Annotated in this window: 10 protein-coding genes and 2 pseudogenes; 2 read left to right on the forward strand and 10 right to left on the reverse strand. The window is 40.1% G+C overall.

Annotated elements, in window-relative coordinates; translation table 11 throughout:
* Positions 1-323: 323 nt before the first annotated feature.
* Both ACFIL8_RS07045 and ACFIL8_RS07050 read left to right on the forward strand, forming a co-directional pair.
* Positions 324-604: pseudogene (locus tag ACFIL8_RS07045) on the forward strand (type II toxin-antitoxin system RelB/DinJ family antitoxin).
* 9 nt (positions 605-613) lie between these two features.
* Positions 614-886 carry a type II toxin-antitoxin system YafQ family toxin gene (locus ACFIL8_RS07050; RefSeq protein WP_375613051.1) on the forward strand — a complete coding sequence of 91 codons (273 nt, stop codon included), beginning with the start codon at positions 614-616 and terminating at the stop codon, positions 884-886.
* Between the two features lie 61 nt (positions 887-947).
* Here ACFIL8_RS07050 and ACFIL8_RS07055 read toward each other — a convergent pair whose 3' ends face one another.
* The 10 genes and pseudogenes from ACFIL8_RS07055 to ACFIL8_RS07100 all read right to left on the reverse strand — a co-directional run.
* Positions 948-1,154 carry a hypothetical protein gene (locus ACFIL8_RS07055; protein ID WP_375613035.1) on the reverse strand — a complete coding sequence of 69 codons (207 nt, stop codon included), beginning with the start codon at positions 1,152-1,154 and terminating at the stop codon, positions 948-950.
* Positions 1,155-1,285: 131 nt separating this feature from the next.
* Positions 1,286-1,513 carry a hypothetical protein gene (locus tag ACFIL8_RS07060; protein WP_375613036.1) on the reverse strand — a complete coding sequence of 76 codons (228 nt, stop codon included), beginning with the start codon at positions 1,511-1,513 and terminating at the stop codon, positions 1,286-1,288.
* Positions 1,510-1,865, reverse strand: a pseudogene (locus ACFIL8_RS07065) (glycoside hydrolase family protein); the annotation flags it as partial. The gene ACFIL8_RS07060 and the pseudogene ACFIL8_RS07065, both read right to left, overlap by 4 nt.
* A 740-nt stretch (positions 1,866-2,605) precedes the next feature.
* Entirely contained in the window at positions 2,606-3,082 is a 477-nt protein-coding gene (locus ACFIL8_RS07070) for a hypothetical protein (protein WP_375613037.1), read from the reverse strand.
* A gap of 180 nt (positions 3,083-3,262) precedes the next feature.
* Positions 3,263-3,664: a hypothetical protein gene (locus tag ACFIL8_RS07075; RefSeq protein WP_375613038.1), complete on the reverse strand. Its 402-nt coding sequence runs from the start codon at positions 3,662-3,664 to the stop codon at positions 3,263-3,265.
* On the reverse strand, positions 3,661-4,425 hold the full coding sequence (locus tag ACFIL8_RS07080; protein WP_375613052.1) for a filamentous hemagglutinin: 765 nt from the start codon (positions 4,423-4,425) through the stop codon (positions 3,661-3,663). The genes ACFIL8_RS07075 and ACFIL8_RS07080 overlap by 4 nt, the downstream gene beginning before the upstream one ends.
* Before the next feature lie 12 nt (positions 4,426-4,437).
* A complete protein-coding gene (locus ACFIL8_RS07085; protein WP_375689253.1) occupies positions 4,438-4,839 on the reverse strand; it encodes a hypothetical protein in 402 nt (133 codons plus the stop codon).
* On the reverse strand, positions 4,836-5,219 hold the full coding sequence (locus ACFIL8_RS07090) for a hypothetical protein (protein WP_375689255.1): 384 nt from the start codon (positions 5,217-5,219) through the stop codon (positions 4,836-4,838). The genes ACFIL8_RS07085 and ACFIL8_RS07090 overlap by 4 nt, the downstream gene beginning before the upstream one ends.
* Positions 5,220-5,251: 32 nt before the next feature.
* On the reverse strand, positions 5,252-5,842 hold the full coding sequence (locus ACFIL8_RS07095) for a hypothetical protein (RefSeq protein ID WP_375613041.1): 591 nt from the start codon (positions 5,840-5,842) through the stop codon (positions 5,252-5,254).
* Between the two features lie 68 nt (positions 5,843-5,910).
* Positions 5,911-6,354: hypothetical protein (locus ACFIL8_RS07100; RefSeq protein ID WP_375689257.1), on the reverse strand; the 444-nt coding region annotated here is incomplete at its 5' end.

Here is a 6,354-nt window from a genome sequence, read left to right on the forward strand (position 1 = left end):
CTATTGCCTCTCTTATCGAAGCACTATCGAGTGGTAGAATCGTCATGACACATCATTTCTATAACACTCTTTTAGTGATATTATGCTCTTTTTTATTCATATATCACATTGATTTATATGTTTTTTTAAGTATGGGGTTCATAAATAAAGGTTAGGGAATAGGATTTTCCAATATTCTTCTACAAAACATATCTTATTCTTCTAACTTTCTCTAATAATTTTTTGAATTTTGCTAAGTTCTCTTGTGAAAAGCTATTGTTGAAACTCTTGACATAGACTTAACGTGCAGTACATTGTACTACAATTGAATAGGGGATTTAGAAATGGGAAAAATTCAAGCCCGCATACCTGATCAAGTTCAAGAAATTGCAAGTGCAGTTATTAAGTCTACGGGTTTAACTGTATCGGATGCAGTACGCATGTTTATGACCCGCATTGCTAGAGATCGAACATTACCGCTTGGATCTTTCAACCAAATCCGGAAACATTACGAGCTATCGAGGATGCCGAAATGGGATGCGTCGAACATACATCATTAGACAGCTTAAGGACCATGATACGGGAAGATAGAACCGAAATGCGTAAATCTGAAAAGAAAACCTAAGCTTGCTATATTGTCTATACGCGTTCATTCCGGTCTGACCTTAAACGTGAAAGCAAAGGTAGGTATGCTAATACACTAGAGAAGGATTTGCTGCTTGTGGTCAAAGCGTTAGCGGAGAATGAACCGCTAAAAGCGCATTGGAGAGATCATGCGCTAACAGGTCAATGGCGCAATTGTCGTGATTGTCATATCAAACCAGATTTAGTTGTGATCTATCGAAAGTCGAATACCAAAACACTAGAGCTCTTACGACTTGGTTTGCATTCTGAACTACGCTTATGATTGGATCTCCAATTCATAGTAAAAAGAATTTTTCGAAGTTTTTGCTTGTATGACAGTTTTTCTAATTCTTTGAGAACCACTGCTTCAAATGAGCGAAGATGTTGTCTATCGCATCCATGAGGCGTGCAAAATCAAGAATAAGCAAAAAAAGAAAAAATGCTATCCACTTCATCAAGCGAGATATCATTTTCACGCTTTGATAGGTGATGATCATTTCTTTTTCTGATTCTGTAAGCTCTATATCGTCTTGTGTTTTTTTTCTAGCCATGTTTCCACCCACACAAGCATTCACCTAGATTATTGTGCTTTAAGATCTCTCTTGCTAAATTGGAACTGATGGCGTTCAGATCTTGCCGGCTTAAATAAATAGGTAACCAACCAACACAAGAAGAAGCATATTTATTTGTCGTGCAACCAGTCAGAGAGAGCAGCATGCACATCAGCATCACTTTTTTGATTAACTTCACTTTCCACCTCCAGCCGTGTTGTGGCTGCTTTTAAAGCTTTTTCTGTTTGCTTTTGTTGCTCTGCTTTTTTCCCAAGAGTAAAAGCTCTTGCTAAGGCAATAAAAAAAGCGGCTAAAGCCGCACCTGTTACCATCAAGTTTCTTTTCATCCATAAGATCATAGGCGGTGCTCCTGAAAGCGTTTAGCAACAAAGAAAATACCAGTACATGCGGCTAAAACCATAATGGCGGCTAAAGCCCATTGAATGGGTCCATTGCCCACTAAAAATCCACCAAGACCTGAGAAAGAACCAATAATCGGTGCCAATGCTTCTGCTTTGAAAACCCCCGTTGGTGCTTGCGTTTCTACTGTTTGATAATTGGAAGAAACATAAGCCCCTTTCGCCCATAGTCCTGCCTCTGCTACACGCCGGTGTACAAGACCTTGTAAACGTTTGCCTCCCGCTTTGGTCCATTTCTGCAATTCGGTTGGTACAGATTCATAATCCCCCGATTAAGCCTTTTAAGTAGTGTTCTATAGCCTTCTTGAGGGCTTAACGTGTTGCCTATGATTTTCATGGCAAGATCTGGATATTGCGTGAGTGCTTGCGCATCTTCATCGCTATACCCTTTAGAGCGTAAAAATTGCAAAGTTTGTTTATATTGTGCGCGTTCCTTGTTGCCCTGCCGCATAAGGATAGATGCATTTGAAAAACTTTCTTGTGGTGTCTTTCCTAACGCAAGCCCTGCAAAAAAATCCATTAAATGCTCGGAAAATTCTGATTTTCTAAAACGCTCCCATAAGCTACTTGGATTTGCTCCTGTCTGAACAAAGTTATCAAGTGACTTGATATAATCTGTTTTTTGTTCAAGATCACCACTTGCTTTTAAATGCTCCTCTTCTGGTAAGTGTGCATTCAAATGTTTTTCTTGAATCAATCAAAATCACTTGCTTGCACATCATAAGCGGGGCTGATGTGTGGGTAAAAACTATAGAAGAAAGGAGTAAAAATGATTCTTATGAATCGTCTTAAGAGCCAAGGGCTGTAGCAACACCCACGAGCTGGTTTTGTACACTTTCAAAAATGATATCTTTACCTGCTCCCAAGGTGATATTCCCGCTCTGCTCACCATTTGCATAAACAGGATTGGTACCAGCGATAATATCGGCTCCAACACCATGAATGCTGCCTTATTTAAAGTGCCACCCGCTTGAATAAAGAAGGAGACGGCTTTGATCCCCTACTTCATTCGTGATTTTATCCAACGACCTTTTAACGATGGGGAGGACGCTTTGGTGATCGCTTTTGTAAAGCTTTTTGCTTTTGCTGACGTTTTCTTTCATCCTCAAAATGCGTTAGTAAAGCGCGTTCCTGTTTCGTTTTGTTGGTCACACCAAAGGTGTCATTGTCCATCAATTGCTGATATCCAGCTAGCACCAAATTAGCTAAAAACGAGTCACTTTTCAGAGGTTGTACAAAATAGAGCCCTTTTGAATCTTGCAATTTATACCGGAAACCTGCTTTTTTCATACACTCATAAACTGAGGCAAATTCACTCGCATACGAATTCATATCACTAGAAGAAGCATAAACCGGTTTCCAGCCACATTTTGATAAGGATTGTTGGATCATCGCTTTATCGACACCTGGCTTTTCCCATAATGCTAAAGTTGATGGAGGAGGTTGGTTAACACATCCAGCTGTATTTAAGAGAGCTATGCAACTCAATAGTTTTAAGATTTTCTTCATTTTTTCCCTCTTTCAATGGATTTATTTACTATAAAACAGCTCGGAAGCTTGTTGATATTTTCTGTCATCGCTGCTTAAAACAACGGTGACCAATATTGAGATGATGGATTGAGGAAACAATCCCGTCATTTCAAGCAAAAGCAAGGATGAGGGATTGTTGACCATCACAAACAGCAAGACTTAAGGTTTGCATTCAGGTGCATTTTTATATTTTTTACAAAAAGGGCTGTTTAAGCGCTTCTTGACACTGCGCCTCGGGATGACAGCGCCTGGACGACAAATGGGAAGGTTTTCGGCTTTATGATTCTCGCACCAAGTCCCTCCCCCCACTTTATCACGGAAACCTGATTGAACCATGCAAGCATAAATTGTTGCTTTTGCATTAATGCTCTGCTTTCTGTTTTCTGGATCGACATCATAAGGCGTTGGCATGCCACATTCTAACAAGGCTTTTCCTACCTCAGTAAAATCTGCTCCCGGTTTCTCCCAGGCTCCTATAGAGGAGGTAGGAGTTTTATTAAATTGACAACCAGTGATGATTAATAGAGTTAATGTACTCAATAATTTTAAAGGTTTTTTCATTTTTTACTCCATGATTTACTTAAAGGAAATTGTTCACGATGAGATGAGCCATAAAACTTTTGGCATTTTGGACCCACATCTCCAAGACAGGTATGGGAGCTTATGGGATTCATGATCACTCTCCACCATTCTGTCCACCAGTTACTACCAGCAGATATTGTCTCATAAGCATAGCCATTGCCACCAATCAATCTGCTTACAACGTCAAATCTATGCCCATCAAAACCAATAGTGGTTTGTTTGCCACCACTCACATAACCTAACAAACCGGATGCCGCCAAAACATTAGCCGCTGGTCCATGGAAACTGATCGTTGTATTGCCTGCTACATCATTTACACCTTCTTGTTTGAAAGAATTCATCATATTAAAGCCTGTCAAACTGCCACGACTATGGGCATCAAAATGCAATCCCGTGTTACCATAGCGAGACATTAGATCTTTTGCTTCTTGTGTTGAATTGGTCAAACCCAAAAAGTTATTTTCCATAAACTTCTGATAACCCGCGACCAGAAGTTCTGAAATAGCAGAATCGGCTTCTGGGAACACAACAAAATAAAGCGGTACATTTTTATTGTCCGCATGTTGCTCTGCATAAACAGCCGCCTCATAGGGTGTTGTAAGAATACCATTGAGGAAAAAATGAACCTTGCCATCAGAACCTTTTTGTAAATTCTGTTGTTCTTCATCCGTTAAATAATGTGCGTGAGGAAACAATCGCGCCATTCCAAGTGAAGGCAAGGATGGCGGATTGTTGATCATCACAAGCAAGACTTAAGGATAGCATTCAAGTTGTTCTGAATGTTTTTTACAATAAGGGCTATTTAAGCGTCTCTCAACACTTCGCTGAGGCGTGATAGAACCACTAAGAGGATACACCGGAATCCTATCATCTTGACAATTTTCACACCACTTTCCATTTTCACTTCTATAGTGGAAGCCAGATTGAAGCATACAAGTATGAATTATTGCCCATTCACCGAAACCTAATCCACTATTTTCTGTATCGGCATTATAAGGAGTTGGCTTACCACACTCTAACAATGCTTTTGCTACTTCAGTAGAATCTGCATCTGGCTTTTGCCATATAACAAAGTATTTTGAAGGAGGCTTTGAGTCACATCCAGCGATACTTAACAAAGCCATGCAACTCAACAGTTTTAAGATTTTCTTCATTTTTTCCTCCCTGAATATTTTGAATAAATTGGCGTACGATTAGGTAATCCATAGAACTTTGTACAAGCATCACTTGGATGTCCATAACAAGCATGGACACTGGGGTAGCCCTTAAATATTTGCCATGCTTCTTTCCAAGGACCACTTCCAGGAGGTATTTGCTCAAAAGTGTAAGGATTTTTGCCAATCTTTGTACCAAAAAAGTCATTTTTATGATTTTCCAAGTTTACGTAATCCTGCTTTCCATCACTTAAGATATATAACGTATCTGCCATGTTTTGAGTATTATAAGCTGGTCCAAAGAAATTAATCGTTGTTTTCTTTGCTATACCATGAACACCATGCTTTTCTAAATCATGCGATCCATTGCCCGCTGTCATACTGCCGCGGCTATGCGCATCAGTATGCAATCCTATATATTGCCAAGGCTATACAACAGATTCTGGTACTTCTTCGTCGAATTGGTCAAAATACCCAACTTACCTTCTAGAGCATACTGATACCCTGCAATGAACAAATCTACCAAGAACGAATCGCTATGAGGGAACATCAGAAAATAGTGTGGATCATTCTTGTTATCAGCCAACTGAACCGCATTATGGGCTGCGTCATCTGGTGTTGTAAAAATACCATTGAGAAAAACATGAACCTTGCCATCAGAACCTTTTTGTAAATTCTGTTGTTCTTCAGGCGTTAAATAATGATATTGTGGCTGTCGATTTCCGTGGCTGTCTTTTATATATTTCCCATTTTCATCTTTTGCATAGATCACATTGCCATTTTCATCGTGATCCACGGTAGCCAGATAATGCTCTTTGATAAACATGTTTACAAAGCCCTGTTCAAAGATATTAATTCCTTCATCCGATAAATCATTGATCATATCTACGCGATTATGCACTGCTCCCTCAAGCGGTGCGACATCTAGCTGTCCTACAGCTTGGTGGGCTGCTGCGGTGTTGCGGTTGAGAGAGCCAATGATTTGTCCAGCATCTTGCCCCATCGCCCTCTGTCCAGTTGTATCAGTAAGGATGATAGTCCCATCGTTGATAGCAGATTTGGTTTCCCCTTCTACTCCATCATGCGCTTTTTAGAGGCTTCAGCATTACGCTTTTTAGAGGCTACATCATTGTGCTTTTTAGGAGCTTCAGCATTACGCTTTTTAGGGGCTTCAGCATTACGCTTTTTAGAGGCTTCAGCATTACGCTTTTTAGGGGCTACATCATTGTGCTTTTTAGGAGCTTCAGCATTGCGCTTTTTAGGGGCTTCAGCATTGCGCTTTTTAGGGGCTTCAGCATTACGCTTTTTAGAGGCTTCAGCATTGCGCTTTTTAGGGGCTACATCATTGCGCTTTTTAGAGGCTTCTTCACTATATTTTTTATAGGCTTTATCACTGTATTTAAATCCTTCTTCCAGCAATTCTGTTGCCATTTTACGGTCTTCACCAGCTGTTTGTTCCAGCTTAGTGACATCTATTTGTGATACACCCTTATGAGCTTCAGCGGTATTACGGTT

It is taken from the genome of Bartonella sp. AP57NXGY (assembly GCF_042195805.1).
In the GTDB taxonomy this organism is placed as follows: Bacteria; Pseudomonadota; Alphaproteobacteria; order Rhizobiales; family Rhizobiaceae; genus Bartonella.